10 protein-coding genes and 1 riboswitch are annotated in these 17,563 nt (G+C 37.2%); of the genes, 4 read left to right on the top strand and 6 right to left on the bottom strand.

The window, feature by feature from the left end:
• Both LBV24_RS14660 and LBV24_RS14655 read right to left on the bottom strand, forming a co-directional pair.
• Positions 1-4,370: choice-of-anchor D domain-containing protein (locus tag LBV24_RS14660; protein WP_224479418.1), on the bottom strand; the 4,370-nt coding region annotated here is incomplete at its 3' end.
• A 208-nt stretch (positions 4,371-4,578) separates the two neighbouring features.
• Positions 4,579-4,980 (bottom strand): DUF2452 domain-containing protein, encoded by a 402-nt coding sequence (locus LBV24_RS14655; protein ID WP_224479417.1) that lies wholly within the window; start codon positions 4,978-4,980, stop codon positions 4,579-4,581.
• 300 nt (positions 4,981-5,280) lie between these two features.
• Here LBV24_RS14655 and LBV24_RS14650 point away from each other — a divergent pair, with 300 nt between their 5' ends.
• A complete protein-coding gene (locus tag LBV24_RS14650) occupies positions 5,281-11,319 on the top strand; it encodes a PKD domain-containing protein (protein ID WP_224479416.1) in 6,039 nt (2,012 codons plus the stop codon).
• A 7-nt stretch (positions 11,320-11,326) separates the two neighbouring features.
• A complete protein-coding gene (locus tag LBV24_RS14645; RefSeq protein ID WP_224479415.1) occupies positions 11,327-12,328 on the top strand; it encodes a PorP/SprF family type IX secretion system membrane protein in 1,002 nt (333 codons plus the stop codon).
• A 93-nt stretch (positions 12,329-12,421) separates the two neighbouring features.
• On the opposite strand, the gene LBV24_RS14640 is transcribed toward LBV24_RS14645, so the two are convergent.
• From LBV24_RS14640 to sqr, 3 genes are read right to left on the bottom strand one after another with little or no spacing between them, the layout of a single operon-like run.
• On the bottom strand, positions 12,422-12,895 hold the full coding sequence (locus tag LBV24_RS14640; RefSeq protein WP_224479414.1) for a DsrE/DsrF/DrsH-like family protein: 474 nt from the start codon (positions 12,893-12,895) through the stop codon (positions 12,422-12,424).
• Between the two features lie 32 nt (positions 12,896-12,927).
• Positions 12,928-13,236 carry a TusE/DsrC/DsvC family sulfur relay protein gene (locus tag LBV24_RS14635; protein ID WP_224479413.1) on the bottom strand — a complete coding sequence of 103 codons (309 nt, stop codon included), beginning with the start codon at positions 13,234-13,236 and terminating at the stop codon, positions 12,928-12,930.
• 31 nt (positions 13,237-13,267) lie between these two features.
• On the bottom strand, positions 13,268-14,515 hold the full coding sequence (gene sqr, locus LBV24_RS14630; protein WP_224479412.1) for a type III sulfide quinone reductase, selenoprotein subtype: 1,248 nt from the start codon (positions 14,513-14,515) through the stop codon (positions 13,268-13,270).
• Positions 14,516-14,852: 337 nt separating this feature from the next.
• Between sqr and LBV24_RS14625 the strand changes: the two genes are divergently transcribed.
• Positions 14,853-16,295, top strand: a complete 1,443-nt coding sequence (locus tag LBV24_RS14625) for an OmpP1/FadL family transporter (RefSeq protein ID WP_224479411.1) — start codon at positions 14,853-14,855, stop codon at positions 16,293-16,295.
• Between the two features lie 66 nt (positions 16,296-16,361).
• Here the strand turns inward: LBV24_RS14625 and LBV24_RS14620 are convergent, their stop codons facing one another.
• The gene (locus LBV24_RS14620) at positions 16,362-16,646 is read right to left on the bottom strand and encodes a hypothetical protein (protein ID WP_224479410.1); all 285 of its coding nucleotides are present in this window, start codon (positions 16,644-16,646) and stop codon (positions 16,362-16,364) included.
• A riboswitch (SAM-I-IV-variant riboswitch) is annotated at positions 16,644-16,738 on the bottom strand. (Overlaps the previous gene by 3 nt.)
• Positions 16,739-17,247: 509 nt before the next feature.
• Between LBV24_RS14620 and LBV24_RS14615 the strand changes: the two genes are divergently transcribed.
• Positions 17,248-17,535, top strand: a complete 288-nt coding sequence (locus LBV24_RS14615) for a DUF2188 domain-containing protein (protein WP_224479409.1) — start codon at positions 17,248-17,250, stop codon at positions 17,533-17,535.
• Positions 17,536-17,563 lie beyond the last annotated feature (28 nt).

The raw sequence follows: 17,563 nt of genomic DNA, 5'->3' as shown, positions 1-17,563 counted from the left end.
CTTAAGTAATGCGTAACGTTAATGCCGTTACCAGTATCAGTGCTGTTGTCACCATCGATGGTAAGCTCGTTGGCATCAACATATAGACCGAGAACAGTTCTTACATCGTTATTGCCAGCAGGCAATGACGAATTATCCATGGTAATATCGTGTGATGTCCTAACGATATTCCAATCTACCGTAATGGTGTTATCGACTATAGATGCTGTACCTGGTAAAACATTTACATCACCATTGGTCCATGTTGTGTCTGTATCCCAATTTCCATTTTGAGTTGACTCATAAGGGATTGGAGCTGTTTGTCTATCAACGGTATCCAAGTTTCTTAGAGCACCTTGATTACCATTTCCAGACATGTCATCTGTGTTAGTATAGGTATAAATAGTCATTGGGTAATAACCTGCAAGATCAGACCAAGAAATAGCATTTGCGTCATTTCTTGTTATTGAAGTTGGTAATTCGCTACCCATTACTTGTCCAGCATTATCAGAAATCTCCTGATTCATTACATAGCGTAATTCATCAACTGATAAGGCAACATCCCACACTCTAACTTCATCGATATTTCCTCTAAAGAATTGTGTTGGTGTATTTTTACCAGCAGCACCGATATAGAAGTTTTCGTCAGTGGCTACTGGTGCTGTTCTATTTGCACTATTATCTTCTACACCATCGATATACAATGACACACGTGTGCCGTCATAGATGGCAGCAACCTCGTGCCACTCATCATCAGGAATGCCAGTGTTTGATATTAGGCTTTGGTCAGAACCGTTTTTCCAAATGATTTCAATTCTGTTGTCATTTAATATTCTTAAGTCATATCCTTCTGTAAAAGTAGCATCACGCTTAGATACAATTGAAGCTGTACCAGTATCAGCTGCATCTCTCTTAATCCAAGCTGATATTGTAAATTCAGCAGGATTTAAGTCTAATCTATCATCTACATCAATATAATCTACAGCACCATCAAAGAATACTGAACGTTCTGCTATTACCTGTGGCGCATAACCAAAAGTTACATATTTTGTGCCATCAAAGTCATAAGTTGTTTCTAGGTTACCACTACCATCTGGTGTCATTATCCTGTAATCTGCCGTAGGATCAAATATCCCAGTATCTGAAATAAACATTAAGAAACTACCAGGAGGTGAAATATTTCTAATAGTATTCTGAGGGATACTGATCTTAACTTCTGGTATATCACCACCAGTCTCAACAAATTTCCAGATACGTTGCATACCTGTAAAGGTAACTGGTGTACTAAGACCGCCTACACCATCACTCATATCTACATTAATTGTAGCAGCTGCTAAGTTTAAGTTAACACCATTATTACCCCAAACAAGGAATTCCTTATCACCAAGTGTGGTTCCATTTAAATCTTTATTTTCCTTATTAGTATCATAAATATCTGTAAGACCTATGGTAAGAATACCTTCAATAGGTCCTGTTCCGTCAACTGCATCATTAATACTACTTGACTGTTTCTGGTTTAACAAAGAAGCATCATCTCGCCCGATACCCGCTATATCATAATTATAGGCTGCCGCATCCGCTGATTGGTCCCAAATCACTGTTCCATCACTATTAACATAGTCTTGAGCTGTACCATTGACACCTAAAGTAATGCCATATTTTATTGCTAAGTAGGACTGAATTCTATTTCTTGCCTGAGTAGCATCACCATCATTTTGAGTAGAGGAGTAGGTGATAACTTCAGCAATTCTACCATCAAAACTACCGTTCCAATACTGACTTCTTCCTAAAAAGAACCTTGTATTTGTTACAGAGGAAAAATCAGGAATATCATTAGATATATTGCCAATGGAATTACCATTTAAAAACATATCTATTTCTGTAACCGTTGCATTATCTCTTATATTTATAATTCCAATTTGGTTATAATCTGTTGTTCCTGAAGCATCAGCTTTACCATAACCAGGGCCACCTGCACCTCCTGAAGTTACACCAAGACAATAAGTAAAGTATTCTCCAGCTAATCTGTTTGTAAATGAACCATATCCGAACCCTGTAACATCTTCAGTTTGTATATCATTAGTCGTAGGATCTGTACTTGTAAAGGTATCCAATGGTATCATCGTGGTTGTAATTGTTGGGTCAGGAACAATAACAACAAACATATCAGTACTATTAAATCCACCTGTACCTGTTAATTCGTCTCTACTACCATCATTAATTATATACGTCAAATCAGAGCTTGCCGTAGTATTGTCATTTTCAAATTCAATTACTGGGTTAAAATTGAAGTTATTCGTTGTATTATCTCTGTATACTGGCTCTAAACCTGAAACCATGGTTGCTGCATGATTGCCCTTTCCATTATCAAACCACTCAGATACTAAGGCTCCATCTGCGTCTTCATCAACACCATCAACCATATCTGCTCTCAACCATAAATCGAGATCAGTACTTACACCACCAGGACCTTCTGTTGGTGTGCAGTAACTCGTACCTGTAATTGTTATTTCATCGATATAAACTTCATCATCATTAGCACTTGCGTCACAACGTACTCTAAATCTTGAAATGGCCGAAGAAGGGAACGTGTAATCCGAACTTTTTAAGGTTACTACTCTTCCGTAATGGATAGCAGAATTAGAAGTTTCAAAATCAGCATTTTTGTTTACAATTTGTCCACTTTCAAATACCTGTACGGTTGTCCAGGTAGCACCATTGTCGTCGCTATATTCAACCATAAAGTCTTCAAAAGAAGTTTTATTTGTACCACTGTAAGTAGATTCCATACTATATGGTGCAAAGAAAAACTTAAAGTCTACTTTCTCGTAGTTGGATAAATCAAAAGCTGGTGAATCAAAAGATGAAGCTGATCCTGTTGGATCATCATCTCTTACGCGTAAGCTATAACTCCCTTGGTAAGACCAAGTCGCATCATTTACCCTCGAAGCATCTACGCCGCCAGAGGTCCAGCCATCGAGACCGGTTTCAAAGTCTGCCGTGTGCACTACAGTTATGCCACAAGGTGGTGGTACAAATCCTGTACCTTGGATATTAAAATTATATGGGTTCTCATTACTGTCGTTATTGGCAATTGTAACCGTTGCCGTTCTGAGTCCGAGGGCGCTAGGATCAAATGTAATACTAAATGTTGTACTACTGCCGGCGGCTATGCTATTGCCTGGTATTAATGACAAACTAAAATCAGCGGCATGGGCACCACCTATCACCACATAAGGAGAGGCATCAGTTAGTGCTAAATTCAATGAAGTGCCTTGATTTTGAATAGTAAAAATATTGGTATTGGTACCGCCAGCAATATCCACATTACCAAAATCAGTATTATCAATTACCGATGGTGTCATATCGCCATCTACTATATCGGTACCACTTCCCTGAATATTCATTTCAGGGAGTGTTGTGGTTCCATTACCATGTATATCAAAATTGTATGGATTTTCATTTGAATCATCGTTAGCTATTGATACGGAGGCCGTTCGAATACCAAGAGCACTAGGGTTAAATGTGATTGTAAACGTTGTACTACCACTTGAAGCAATTGGTGTCGCTGGATTCGCAGTTAATGTAAAATCTCCTGCGTGCGCACCAGTAATATTGACATAGGGTGCACCACCTGTTAAACTTAGATCCGTTGTGCCTAAATTTTGAATGGTAAATGTATTGGCGTTAGTGCCAATAGTAACATCAACATTGCCAAAATCAGTATCATCCGCTACAGAAGGAGTTGCATCACCGTCTACAATTGTAGTGGCATTGCCTAATATATTTATTTCTGGCCCGCTAGTCGCTGTCATCGAAACATTGTCAATGGCAATATCACTACTCCAGCTGGAACCGGTAATTGCTCGAAATCGAATTTTTACGGTTTGTCCTGTATATCCTGTAAGATCGATACTATCTGAAAGCCATGAACTTCCCTGGTTTCCACTATGAGTTCTTAAAGTGGTTGGATAAGTAGCTCCATTATCTGTACTAATATCAATGTGCAGAGAACCCATAGCAGTTCCAAGCATATGGTAACTATAAGAAAAAGAGGCAGTTGAGGCACCAGTTATATCAAAACAAGGACTATCGAAATGAGCTATTCTTCCAGGGTTACCTGACCCTGAAGCCTCAACATACATATACCATGCGTCTCCATCTCCAGCAGTTGGTCCTGTGCCACTTGAAGGTGTGCCTAGATTATCTCTTGTCCAATTCCAGTCATCACCAGGACCTTGAATCCAGTTGCCGATTCCAGTTTCAAAGTTTTGTGAATAGGGAAATGTGTTTACTGTGGCGCCACATGTTTGTGCTGACACAGGGCCATTAGATAATAAAATGATTGCAAAAATTGCGAACCCTTTTAGAATTTGGGTAATAGTTTTCATAAGCGGTTAAATTTAGTTTGGGACTAAATATGGTTCAAACTTAGAGCAATATCCTATTAAATGCAAAAAAAATCGATGAAATGCATAAAAAATTCATAATACATTGAAAATCAATATTATATTTTTTAAGATTTTTATCGAAAATAATTCCTTAAAAATTAGAAAGTATTAGTAATGTGAAGGTTAGCAAATTGGAATTTTACCATTTTTAGATCTTATGCCAGATACCGTCTGCATCTAAATAAAAACTTCCAATATAGTTAAAATTGCATTCTTCTGGTGAAATTATTGAAAGGAAAGTGGAGTCATTTTCTCTAATATAAAGATGATAATTTTCACCAACTACGGGTTCAAAATTAAAGGAGGCACTGTATACCAAATTATTATACTCATATTGTTCCATCATTTTGTCATATGCAGATTTGAGTTCATTGTACTTAGCCTGTATATGCTTATTCACCTTGTTAATATTCCTGGTTTTCCAAGCTATGGAATCTGTAGAGGTGATAACAGGTGCGACCAAATCAGTAGCATAAGGTTTTATATTTGCCTCATAACGTCTAGTTTCAGTATTAAAGACAACTTGATCTGGTTTCTTTTCCTTTTTCATAATACGAGTTAAGCATTTCGGTGATGCAAAGTTAAGATATATGATTTTACTATATATATGCGTTAATAATATATTATGAACTTGATAACCTTTTATATTTATAATAAGAGTATATCAATAAGTTGAATATGAAAATGATATTATAAATTCTTTAGACAATTATTTTTAAAGAATAAATAGATACATCGTCGAAAATATGTAGTTCGATTGTTTTTTTCATAAGAATTTAATTACATTGAGACGCTTTAAATTATTAGCTATTAAAGATTTATGCTTAAAAATAGATATAACCTACTTGTCTTGGCATTCACTTTTTTGTTTGGATGTATTGGTGCTTTTAACTTAGCAACCAGCATTTTAACTGAACCTAGTTTTAAAGAAAATTGGGCGTCAACAATTTTTGAACTCCCTCCAAGCGCAACAATTTCTGGAACGACTACGGTCTGTTTAAATGAGTTGCCTATGCCTCAAATAGCGCTTGTGGGTTCTGGAGGTGATGCACCTTACACCTTTGTTTATACTATTAATGGTGGACCAAATCAAGACATCACAACCATAGGCAACAACAGTGCAATTTTGATTTTTGCTCCAACTGATGTTGCTGGAGATTTTGTGTATGAGTTGGTTTCAGTTACTGATGATAATAATGATACAGAAGCTGTAACTGGTACAGCAACCATCACAGTTGCCGAACCACCAACTGTTAGTTTCACCTTTAATGATGGTGGATGTTCTGCAGATCCAGTAATGTTTACATCAAATGTAACTGGCAATGGACCGTTTACTTACGATTGGTCATTTGGTGATGGCAGCATGTCTACAGATGAAAATCCTGAACATATATATGATGCTTTTGGATGTGGCTTTTCAAATTACACTGCAGAGGTAACAGTGACAGATGTCAATGGTTGTAGTAGTAGTTTCTCTTCTGTAATTAATGTTGAGCAACGCCCTAGTATGAGTTTTGAAGATTTAGATGCGATTTTTACAGAACCTTTTGATAATTGTGGCAACAATACGGTTGATCCTTCTTACACTATAAACGTTGGTAACAATTCAGCATCAGATTCGTGTATTACCAGTTATGATGTAGATTGGGGTGATGGTACTTCAGAGACCAATATTTCTTTTCCAATTACGCATACCTACGCCGAACTCGGTTCTTTTAATATGACATTTACAGGTTACGGAGATACAGGTTGTAATGCTACTGAAACCATTTTAGTTAAAAACTCTAGTAACCCAGTTGGTGCAATTATAAGTCCGGGAAATACGGTGAATCTGTGTTTGCCAATTAATGAACTAGATTTTGCAATAGGGTCTTGGGGAACAAACCCGCCAGACACAACTTATTTTATTAATTATGGTGATGGAACCACAGCACAATATACACAGGCTGAATTAATAGCAGCAACTGCGAATTATGATCCTAATAATCCAGCTTTAGCTGACCCTTTTCCTATACCTCATGAGTATACCGAATCTAACTGTCCGGTTCCGTTTTACACGATTACATTAGTTATTTCAACGTCTTGTGGATCAACAGTTTTAACAGCAGGACCAATAATAATATTAGGTCAACCCGAAGTAGATTTTGAATTTGAATCACCAGGTTGTGTTAATACCGAAATTCAGTTTACCAATACAACAACAGGTGGTTTTGGTCCTAATTGTACCACAATTGCGAATCATTCATGGGATTTTGGTGATGGTACAACCTCAAATCTTGAAAATCCAACCCACACATATACAGCACCTGGAACCTATACGGTTACCTTGGTTGAAGAGAACTTTTGTGGGATAGCGGATCCTGTTCAGTATCAAATCTGTATTGAAGACGATTTAGTTGCTGATTTTACATTAGATAATACTTCAGGTTGTATTCCATTTGATGTTAATGCAACAAATACAACAGATTTAACGGATTCTTGTGGTAATGAAACCTATTTATGGGAAGTAGTTTACACACCTGATTTTTGTGGCACTATAGCCTCTTGGAATTTCACTAATGGTACAGATGAAAATTCGGAAAACCCATCATTTCAATTTAATACTGCAGGTAGCTATCAATTAACAATGACGGTTACCAATACTTGTGGTGATTATACAACAACACAAACGGTAGAAGTAAAACAACCACCAACATCTTCATTAAGCACCATACCAGATTTTTGTGGTAGTGCATCAATAGATCCTGTGGCTACTGTGCAAACCTGTGCACCAAGTACAGAGACTATTACTTACGGTTGGTCATTCCCTGGAGGTACTCCTGCCACCTCAGATCAGTTAGATCCAGGAACAGTCACTTATGCAACGGTTGGAGATTACACGGTAACCTTCGAAATAACAACAAGTTGTGGTACATCAACAGTATCGGAAACATTTTCGGTTAATGATGTACCTTCGATTACAAACACGGACTTAACACAGACGATTTGTTCTGGAACACAATCCAGTGAAATTAGTTTAACTTCTGATTTTCCTGGTACAACATATACTTGGAGTTCTAATAACCCACCAGGTTTAACAGGTTATATACCTGCAGGCAACACGGATACTATTCCGGCACAAACTATTGTTAATACAACTGGTACGGATATTACATTAATCTATACAGTTACGCCAGAATTAAATGGTTGTGTGGGCACACCAGTCAATTTTGAAATAATAGTAGAACCAGCACCATTAATTTTAACGCAACCCATATCTGATGAAGTGTGTTTAAATGGTACAACTAATGATTTAACGGTAACATTCCAAGGTACGGGAACTCCAGTTTACCAATGGTATTCTAACACAGTTGATGACAATACAACAGGTACACCAATAGCTGGTGCAACTATGGCAACGTTTTCACCTCCAACAAATACAGTTGGAACAACATATTATTACGTAGTTATTACCTTCTCAACTGGTGGTTGTAACGAAATTACATCAGATACAGCTTCAATTGAAGTTGCAGATGCAGCTCAATTTGTAGCACAACCTATTCCAACGCAATCCATTTGTGTTGGTGGTACTGCAGACGAGTTGTCCATTAATTTGTCTGGTGGTATTGGTACAGTAACGTATCAATGGTTTAGTAATACAGTTAATAACAATACGGGCGGAACTATAATTCCTGGTGCAACAGCATCATCTTATACACCACCTGTTTTTAATACTGCAGGAAGTTATTATTACTATTTGGAAATCAGTTATACTGCTAATGGATGTCCAGGGCTATTAAGTGATGTTGCAGAGGTTGTTGTAGTTGATGATCCAGTAATAACAACACAACCGATATTAACTCAAAGTGTTTGTGAAAATACATCAACGCAAGATGTTGAGGTTCAAGTAAGTGGAGGACTAGGTAATATCTCTTACCAATGGTACGCAAATACGGTGAATAGTAATGTTGGTGGTACCTTAATTGCTGGTGCAACCAATGCAACTTATACACCACCATCAACAACAGTAGGTACTTTTTATTACTACTGTGTTGTAACACAAGATGTATCAGGATGTGAAGTTACTAGTGATACGGGTGAGGTAGTTGTTAATCCTGGTGCTCAATTTACCGCACAACCAATTTCAGATGAATTATGCTTAGGTGAAACTACAGCGTCCTTAGTTGTGTCGTTCACCAATGGTACAGGAACACCGACCTATCAGTGGTATGAAAATGCAATTGATGATACTACTTCCGGAACACCAATCGCAGGAGCAACCACAAATACCTTTGATCCTCCAGTTAATGCTGTAGGTACAACATATTATTATGCTATCTTAACTTTTACATCAGGAGGTTGTTCAGAGATTATTTCACAGACAGCGGAAATCATTGTGAATCAAACACCAAGTGTTTCTGATGGTACGGTACTAATCTGTAGTGGTAATTTATTTAACTATGTGCCTGATACTTCAGGAGGTGATATTGTTCCGGCGAATACAACCTATACATGGACAACACCTGTTGTTGTTCCTGCTGGTGCAGTTACGGGAGCATCAGATCAACCTACAGCATCAACAACCATAAGTCAATTATTAGAAAATACCACTATCAATCCTGCAACAGTAACATATACAGTTACGCCAACTTCAGGAGATTGTGTTGGTGCAGATTTTGAAGTTGTGGTTACAGTTAACCCTTCAATTTCCGTTACCTCTACGGTTATAAATAATGATTGCTATCAGTCTAATTATGCCTCCATTGAAATAGATATAACTGGAGGAGTCCCTTTTACAACTGGCAATCCTTACACGATTAATTGGACAGGACCAAATGGATTTACAAGTACGGATGAGGATATTTTTAATCTTGAAGCTGGTACTTATAACTTAGATATAATTGATGATGGTGGCTGTCCGTATTCCGAAACATTTACAATTGAAGAACCAGATGAACTAACCTTCAGTTTTGTTGATTTTGATCCTGAAACTATCTCTTGTTTTGGAGCCAATGATGGTGAGATTAATATTGATGTGGCAGGTGGTACAATGCCATATACCTATACTTGGACCTTAGATGGCGCACCATTTTCGTCTGATGAAGATTTATCCAATTTGGGTCCTGGTACTTATGAAATTACGGTAACCGATATTAATAATTGTGGTCCAATAGTATTGACATTTGGTATTGTTGAACCTGCGGAATTACAGGCCACTTTAGTTTCTCAGACTAATATTATTTGTTTTGGAGAAGATACTGGAGCTATAGAAGTTAATGTTGTAGGAGGAAGACCTGATTATACCTATTCTTGGACTGGTCCTAACGGTTATACAAGTGCAGATTTAAATATAGATACATTATTTGCAGGTATTTATAATTTAACCGTCACGGACACGTCTAATTGTACGGATACACTAGAGGTTGAGGTACTTCAAAACGATCAAATAGATATTGATGTCACTACAACAGAAATTGAATGTTATGGCGATAATGACGCCTCAATTACTATCAATGATATCACAGGTGGAATTCCACCATATACCATAGAATGGAGTAATTTTGGTACAGGAAACAGTCAAACTAATCTTTCTGCTGGGATCTATATCATCACAATTACCGATTCTGAAGATTGTGAACGCGAGTTTGAAATAGAAATAGAGGAAGCACCAATATTCTTAATTGATCCAGTAGTGACCCAAATGTCTTGTGCCGGAGAAAATGATGCGAGTATTGTACTTAATTTTCAAGGTGGTATAGATCCTGTCACCGTTGTTTGGGATGATGATCCTTCGGCAGGTGTAGAGCGCAATAATTTAGCACCAGGCACTTATTCTGTTACAATAACGGATGGCACACCATGTGTGATACAAGAAAGTTTTACCATATTCAATATTTTACCACTGCAATTATCAGCCATTGTTACAGATGCCTTAGATTGCGAGGATACCAATAGTGGTGCCATAAACTTATTGATTGAAGGTGGTACACCACCATTCGCAGTTGCTTGGTCTAATGGAGCATCAACGGAAGATTTAGATAACATACCACCAAATACATATACGGTATCAGTAACCGATGCCAATGGTTGCGATATTGAAGGCAGTTGGGATGTTAACCGTTTTGAACCGCTAACTCTCGATGTTGATACTCAAACCGAAGTAGATTGTGATGCTGTAACTGTTGATCAAACTTTTGTGGCCATGGCAAGCGGAGGTGTTCCTCCATTTCAATATTCATGGTCAAGCGGAACAGTTAGTGGTCTTAATAACGAATTAATGACCACAGACGAGGAAGGTTTGGTGATGTTAGAAGTTACGGATAGTCAAGGTTGTTCAACCAATTTTAGTTTCAATGTTGAAATACCTCAGTTAGGAGAACCTGATTTTGATATCTCTTCCTTCGGATTCCTCAATTTTGGTGTTTATTCCATTCAAGATCCAATACAATTTACCAATACTGCTACTGGCGATTATGTGAGTATTTTATGGGATTTTGGAGACGGAAGTTTTTCGGCTGAAGAAAATCCGGTGCATACCTATTTTGAAGTCGGAAGCTATATTGTAACGCAAACCGTGACCTATCCATTTGGCTGTGTATACAAACGTGTCATTACACTCGTTGTAGAAGAAGGTTATAAATTAATTATGCCGAATGCCTTTACACCAAACGAAGATGGTCTAAACGATTATTTCGGACCAGAATTTAGAGGGTTGAATTCTCTAGAGCTCAATATTTTTGATACTTGGGGCAGTTTAATCTATTCAGAGTCTGGAGATGATATAAGAGGTTGGGATGGTACGATAAAAGACGAAATTGTAGAAAACGGAAATTATTATTACACATTCACCGCCAAGACATTCTATGGTGATGAAATCAAAAAACAAGGTGCATTTGTATTTATCAAATAAAACAAGAATGAAGTTTAGACATATAGCATGCGTTGTACTTGTTTTTTGCGTTTGGTCAGCAACTGCACAAGATCCGATATTTACGCAGTCTAATTACATACAAGAAACATTGAACCCTGGGTTTTCTGGCTTTGAGGATAATGATCGTATTAGTGCAGGTGTATTAAGCAGAACACAATGGCCAAATCTAAACCTTAGGATTAACACGCAGTATGCGTATGCTAATAAGTCCTTTGATTATGGACCAAGTATGGGCTTTGGAATAGGGATCAGTGCCCTTTGGCAACACGAATCATTTAATAACTACAATTTCTATCAACTCAATGCCAATTATGCACATCGCGTTAATTTAAATGGTGGATGGTTTTTTAGACCAGCAATTGAGGTAGGTATGGGCTTTAAGGATATTAGGTTTAGAAGCCTCACCTTGGCAGATCAGATCAATATAGATACAGGTGCCATTAATCCTATTTCTGTAGATCCATTGAGCAATAATGTTGAAAATGTATTTTTCGCAGATATTTCTGGTGGTTTTGTGTTTGAAAAAACAGAATTCAATGGCAGAACCTATTGGTTTGGTTTTTCGGCAAAACACCTCAATACACCTAATATTTCTTTTGTAGATGGTGAAAAATTACCCTTGGATATTTTCTTCTCTATACATGGAAACTACAGATTCCCGTTCTTAAATGATTATAGTATCATGATGACGGCCAATTACATGCAACAAGGACTTTATAATAGATTAGATATAGGTTCTATGTTTCAGGTTAATGAATTTTTAATAGGTGTTACCGCAGCTACAAATCCTGCGAAGAATGATGACAATAGTCACTTGTTAACCTCTGTAAATGCCTTTTTTGGCTTGGAGTATAAAGAATTACGATTTGGGTTGTCTTATGATATGAATACTACTGATATAGGTAGAACAGATGGTGTGTATGAGATTTCCGTGACCTATCTTTCAAGATGTAGACGTTGTAATACAGATCGCAGTAGAAAGCGATAATAGGTTTGCGGCAAAAGTTTCCCGTCATGAAAACCTCCGCCGCAATTGCCTATAACGTCTAAACTCAATTAAAACTTATTGCTAAGTATTAAATTATATAAACAGTAGGTGAGTTCCGTCCTGATCAGCTCTACTGTAAAAATCACCAATCGTTATTATTCCATCGAGTTCTTCGATAAAGTCTTCCTCTTTAAGGTGGAACATATCAACGGCAAGTTTACAACCCCAAAGTTTACAACCAGAATCCGATAGAATTTCTAGGAATTCACCAACAGGTGGCATATCTAGTTTTTCCATCTCTTTTTTCATCATCTTAGTTGCCAGTGCCTCAACACCAGGTAAACCACCTAGCATTGTTGGGATGTGCATAGCAGGATTACCTACTGTAGCTACATGAAGATTTTCTAATTTTTTCTTCTGTATGGCTTCTAAACCAAAGAATGTAAAGAATATTTCAGATTCTATTCCTTCCATCCGTGCGCCATTGGCCATAACAAATGCTGCGTATACATTTTCAATTGTTGCTTTAGACAATATGAAAAGCATTTTTTTAACTTTTGTACCCATAATAATGTGTTTTTAGTAGTTGAATATGAGCTTTAAATACAGCTCTTTGGTTTAGGAATACCAGCTATTTTAGTCGATACTTTTAAAGGCCCTCCAGGGAATAAATTATAGAATTCCTTAATGTTAATCACACCACTTTTTTTGATTCCTCTTATAGATAATGGTTCCTCCTTATGGTGTTTGTCTTGTAGATATTCTACAACCTCCCAGTGTTTTTCAGTCATAACAACGTTACACTCACCTGCGATACACTCACAGATTTCACGATCCCATTGTTTAAAGTCAACGAGATAGCCTTCTTCGTTAATATCGATTTCTCTATTGGCAATTAGCTTTTTCATGATATTTAGATTTTAATGTTCGTAATATTTTTTAAACAGTTGCTGTTTCAAGTTTTTTACCCTTTGTAGACATATTTGCCGATACAAATGGAATTGGTACACCTTTAAGGAGCATGTTCCAATACACCCATCTAAAGGCTAGTTTTCCCATATGGTTCATGCGGTTTTCCTTCAACAATTGCATTGGTCCTAAACCGGCAATTGGGAACGTTCCTTCTACAGGTTCGTGCTCATAATTAAAGTCAATTAGTAAGGCTTTGCCATTACCAGTTTCAACAAAACAGTTGGCATGACCGTCAAATGAAGCATCAAGTGGTTCACCGTTAATGTATTTTAATATGTTTTCTTCAAGAATCTCAGCTTCAAAATGTGCTACAGAACCCGCTTTAGACGTAGGTAGGTTAGTAGCATCACCTATAACAAAGACATTCTCATAGGCCTTAGATTGTAAGGTGTTTTTGTCTGTAGGTATAAAATTAAGGTCATCGCCCATACCAGAGCGTTCAATAAGTTCATCACCCATATTAGTAGGTACGGTAACCAATAGATCGTAGTCTACTTCCGTATCGGCATAATCAATGATCTTATTGTTTTCATAATCTACACGTTCTATATTAAAACTAGTGACTTCAGAAATACGTTTTTCCTCTAATAAGTGGTGCAAGGCTTTAGTTGCTTTAGGCTTGGTAAACGCACCATCTAAAGGTGTTACATAGGTAATATCTACCTTATCGCGCATACCTTTGTTTTTAAAGTAAGAATCTGCTAAGAATGCAAACTCTAAAGGCGCTACAGGACACTTAATTGGCATCTCTGTAATATGTACCACAAGTTTACCACCTTCCCATTCGCGAAGCTTATCTCTTAGGGCTTTGGCACCTTCATAGGTATAGAAATCAAAAATATTCTTGCGCCATTCTGGGCCGTCCATACCTTCTATTTCATCAGGTGCTATTTTAGAGCCTGTGGCAACAATAAGTATATCGTAATTAAGAGTTTCATCATTTTCTAAGGTGACTTTATTAGCGTCTGGTGAGATCAGTTCAATTTTTTTCTGAATATAGTTTACACCCTTAGGAATAAACTTTTTCCCATCTTTTTTCACCTGATCTTCGGTATAGATATCAAAAGGTAAAAACAAGAATCCAGGTTGGTAATAATGGGTTTTATATTGATCTACTATGGTAATTTGCCATTCTTTATTAGAGAGCTTTTTTACCAAGTGATTCGCCATCATCGTCCCGGCTGTTCCTGCACCTAAGATCACTAAATTTTTCATTGAGTTTAGTTTTACGGCCATGTACAAAGACATGCCCAGTTTTTCTAGGTGTAAAGTTACTGTGATACCTCATCTTCAAGTATGACATTTGTCATGTTGATTTGTAACATATGTTACATAAGGTGATGCTTTCAAAACACCTTATTTTAAAGGGGTTTCAAGAGGTTTGTGATTTTTGTGAAGTTCTATATACCAACTATGATTTTTATCATGTTTCTTCAAGTATTTGACGCCTAAATTTGTGACTAGCTAGGTATTAACCAACATTCAATAAAGCGATTAATAACCCTAGTCCTTAAACTAATTTTATTCGCAGAATGTTTTAAAATTTCTTATCATGAAAACAACATTTATTAAATTAATTGTATTACTATTTTCGCTTGGCTTATATGCCCAGACGGGGCATATTATGCAAGGCGTCGGATCTATAAACATGTCAATGGGTGGCGCTGCTACAGCACAACCACTTGATATTTCTGGTGCAATGCACTGGAATCCAGCAGCAATTTCAGTTTTTGATGATAAGATCTTAAAGTTCGATTTAGGATTTTTCTTTTCATCGCCAGAATTAAGTTCTAGCTTACCATCAGGCTTATTGTATCCTGCAGGTACGTTTGGTCCTGGCACACCAGCTTCTCCTGCTACTTTTGGTACTACTGAAGATGATAGAGGTATGTCTTACATGCCAGCAATTGGTATGGTTTGGGGTAAAGAAAACAGCAAACACACCTTTGGTGTATCAGCCTTTGGTATTAGTGGATTTGGTGTTACGTTTCCTCAAGAAACCAATTTACCAATGGATATGAGCGGTAATCCTAATATGAACTGGGATCCAAATAACTCCAATGCCATCAACTGGCCACAAGGTCTTAACGGCTTTGGACATATTGAATCCGATTATATGTTATTACAAGTTAGTGGTACCTATGCGTATGAGCTAACAGACAAAATATCTATAGGTATACAGCCTAACTTTAACTATGCGGCATTAGAGCTAAATCCTAATCCAATAGCACCACCAGATTTACCAGCTTCAATGGGTGGCACAGGAAAAGGCTATCCAAAGGTTGATAGTACACCTGCTTTTGGGTATGGTGCACAGGTTGGTATTTTCTATGACTCTGGTAATGGTTTAAAACTTGGTGCGTCTTATAAAACCAATCAAACATTTGGTGAATTTGAATTTGATAACGAGTACCTAGATGGTACTGAAGCAAGAGACGTTAATTTCCAAATGGATTATCCAGCCATAGTATCGCTAGGTTTAGGGTACTCCTTTACTAATTTCGATTTTGCATTAGACTTTAGACGTGTGCTTTATGAAAACACGGAAGGATTTGAAGCCAGCGGTTGGGAGTTTGGTAGTAATGGATTCCCTACAGGAGCCGTAAAAGGTTTTGGTTGGCAAGATATTTCTATCCTTTCTGTAGGATTACAATATAAAGGTATTAATAAACTACCATTACGTATAGGTTATACGTATAGTGGCAATCCTATAGACGAAGAATTGGCATTCTTCTCCACACCAGCAACAGCCATTATTAAAAATGCGTACCAATTTGGTTTAAGTTATGAGATTAACGATAACTGGAGAGTAGATGCGGTTTACCATTATGGTGATAGCGATGGTGCTACAGAAGGTAACTTATTAAGCCCAATGAACATTTCACCAAATAACCCATTAGGTAAAATTCCAGGTACGTCAGTATCTTATGAGATGACTACCTCAATGGCCATGTTTGGCGTTAATTATACATTTAAGAAAGCGACAAAGGACTAACATATCGGTGAATATTATCGGTTTTTTAATGATTGATTCCAAAATCCAGCACTTCGGTGCTGGATTTTAATTTTCTGATTTTGGCCTAATATTACCATTAGAAACTTCTATTTCACCAACGAATCCTAACACATAATCCATAAGATAAACAGGGCTCTCGGCCAAACGTCTTTTAAATTCAATTCTTAAGGCCAAAAGGTAAAGTGCTTGGCGATGTACACCAGTTATGCCACATTTTACTTGACGATTATAGAGGTCCACAAGCTCATTTAGAGGCAATTCCTTAAACCTTTCAATGTCCGTTTTAATGACCTCCTGATCTTTTTGTCTAGCGATATAAATATATTCCATAATTCATTTGTTTTAACAGAGTTGTTCGTATACTAAACCACCGTGGCTTTTGTGCTCGGTTGGCACGCTATTTAGCGTTCCTGATACTGTTGTAAAGATACTATATTATTTACACTTTTAAAGACTACCATAGCTTCTTTCTTAGAATTCCGCAAAGCTTGGCAACTACGATTTGAGAAGTGGTGATCCTTAAAATTCATAATCACACGACCCAACGATTTTCAGAAATAATAAGTGCTACATTTTGATTTGTTTTTTACCAACGATTTGAGAAGTAATAAGCTAAAACTTCAAAAATAAATTCAACTCAAGGATTGAAGTGAGATGTCTATTATATGTTCCCTATATGATGTATTAGCGAATGGTGCTTTAGCAACTTCCTGCAAATCGTTAAGGCTTTTTGGTTCGTTTATTCGCACACGCTTATTTTTATGGAGCTCATGATATGCTTCGCAGTTTTGGCCTTCAAAAATGAACAAGAGAAATAACCTTACTATAATACAACTCAAGGATTTTTGTCCTAAAGAGGCACTATTAGGAAAATAAGCTAACCAAAGTATTGAATAGAATAATTAACTTTACGCTATTACACTAGAAACCAATGTCCAAAAAGAACACTTTAGCAGATGCCATTCGCCAACTCATAGAGGCCATACTAAAAGCCCTTGGCAAAGATATTGGCCCAAAACGCACCTGGCACCAACATGTTGTCCCTTATGACGATGGTTGGGCCGTAAGGCGAGAAGGCAATAAGCGCATCACCTCTAAACACCGAAAGCAAAGTACAGCCATCCGTAAGGCCAAAACTTTGGCCAAGCGCAAAAAAGCAGATGTTATTATCCACAGAGCCAGTGGTGGGATTAGGGACAGGATTAGTTATGCAGAGTAATTTATTTATAACTTTACCCTAACTGTAA

The organism is Winogradskyella vincentii (genome assembly GCF_020166345.1).
Taxonomy (GTDB): domain Bacteria; phylum Bacteroidota; class Bacteroidia; order Flavobacteriales; family Flavobacteriaceae; genus Winogradskyella; species Winogradskyella vincentii.
Note: the sequence above shows the minus strand (reverse complement) of the source record. Positions and strands in the feature narration are given on the sequence as shown.